The following is a 287-nucleotide window of genomic DNA, read 5'->3' as shown; positions in this document are numbered from 1 at the left end:
CGCCGCGCAGCACGTTGTCGGAGTTGGCCAGGATCTCGATGCCGAGCCCGCGCAGATAGGCGTGCGGGACGCCCGCGCCGAGGTACAGCGCCTCGCCGGGCTGAAGCCGTACGTAGTTCAGCAGCAGCGCGGCCAGCAGCCCGGTGTCGCCCGGGAACTCCCGTGCCGCGTAGGCGTATCCGGCGAACTGGCCGTCGGGCTCGGCCTCGGCGGCGCGCTCGACGGCGGCGGCGACCTCGGCGACGGTGGCCCGCGCGGTGTCGCCGCTCATGGTCAGGATGGTGGCG

The 287-nt window shown here is 74.6% G+C and carries 1 pseudogene; it reads right to left on the bottom strand.

Going from position 1 to position 287, the window contains the following annotated elements:
- Positions 1-157: pseudogene (locus UK12_RS44885) on the bottom strand (mannose-6-phosphate isomerase, class I); the annotation flags it as partial.
- Between the last annotated feature and the right edge of the window lie 130 nt (positions 158-287).

The sequence above is a fragment of the Saccharothrix sp. ST-888 genome, assembly GCF_000955975.1.
Taxonomy (GTDB): domain Bacteria; phylum Actinomycetota; class Actinomycetes; order Streptomycetales; family Streptomycetaceae; genus Kitasatospora.
The sequence above is the reverse complement of the archived record's forward strand: the minus strand, read 5'-3'. Positions and strand labels throughout refer to the sequence as shown.